The following is a 1,373-nucleotide window of genomic DNA, read 5'->3' on the forward strand; positions in this document are numbered from 1 at the left end:
TATACCCCGCCCATGCTAGCTCTGCATATGTTTTTAGTGCCTCAAACTTTCTCATTTTCTATCCTTTCTGAAGAATTCCTCTATCATCTTTTGATTACACTTTTCTATTGAATTAGTTTCATTTTTGTTACACATCCAAAACTCACCGCCAGATTGCGGACCCAAAGCACTCACTAGAGCTTGCAATATCCAAGTGTGATAAGACTCATAGATGTATATATTGTCGGCTAGTATCTTGCCCGTATTTATATCTTTTATGATTCCACCGTAGTTAAATCCCATGCCCAGCATATTATCGAATATAGTTTTTATATTAGGCTTTGGTTCTAGGAGATGATATGGATCTTCCACTATAAGCTCGGTAGGCGCTATCTCATCTTTGGAGATTTCTTTGCGCGCTATGCATTTGTCTTTATAAATTTGCTTGTAGTATTCCATTTTTTTATCTACGTCTTGTAGCCTATCTATAACCCGTTTTATTTGATAGTCGTCCCATGTAAATACCTTGCCGTTCATATTAATAGGGTTTGGGCTTCTATATCGTTCTTGCACTATTTTTATTATTTTGTCCACTACTATTCTTTGTTGCTGCGGGTAACTCTTTTTTCTCTCTTCGTTATCAAACCAAGCATCATAATATATCTCTTTATACTCGCCAGGTTTTGAGTGGTACTCGTCGTAAAGTTGTTTAAATTCAGAGTAAGGTATTTTTTTATCGGATAAGTAGTCCTTTAGTTCTTCATCTATCGACATAAAGCATTTATTTGAAGTATTGTTATCTACGTACATTCTAAAAAATTTACCATTATTGGCACTATCTTTCGCTTGAACTCTATAATCTATATAGTCCAAATTGCCATTTATCAACATCGTAAAAGCAATGTCTTTAGTATAATCTTGCGATGAGAATTGATTTACTTTAGGAAACCCTAGATCAAATTTCTTTTCTCCGGCATAATATGCTCTGATAGCGGGCTTTTCATAGACGTTTATTTTGCCGTATAAATATCCGTAGCAGTGAAATATGGCAGAAACTATAAATCCGTCACCGAAAAATACGACAAACCAAACAAGAAGCCAAAAACGTTTGCGTTTGCCTTTAGGGGCGATTAAGGCGACAAAAAAGCTTATGGTAAAAAAAGCGGGTATTATGAAAAGAAATACTATACTGCGCATATCTAACCCTTATAAAAATACATATGCAAATTTGTAAAGCCCAAAGAGCTTCTTTAGTAGCAATATTTTATTGCTCTATATCTTAGCTCGTCATTAAATTTCATATAAATTCATCGGCTTAAATTTATATGGAATTTTAAAATTAGCTTGAGCATAATGAAATCACTTTCAGTTTTTAAAAGCCTCTTTAGCTCTTC

General features: G+C 34.2%; 1 protein-coding gene. It reads right to left on the bottom strand.

The window, feature by feature from the left end:
- Nucleotides 1-51: 51 nt before the first annotated feature.
- Nucleotides 52-1,176 carry a hypothetical protein gene (locus Q0340_RS05950; RefSeq protein ID WP_298025020.1) on the bottom strand — a complete coding sequence of 375 codons (1,125 nt, stop codon included), beginning with the start codon at nt 1,174-1,176 and terminating at the stop codon, nt 52-54.
- Between the last annotated feature and the right edge of the window lie 197 nt (nt 1,177-1,373).

The organism is uncultured Campylobacter sp., from assembly GCF_938045595.1.
In the GTDB taxonomy this organism is placed as follows: domain Bacteria; phylum Campylobacterota; class Campylobacteria; order Campylobacterales; family Campylobacteraceae; genus Campylobacter_B.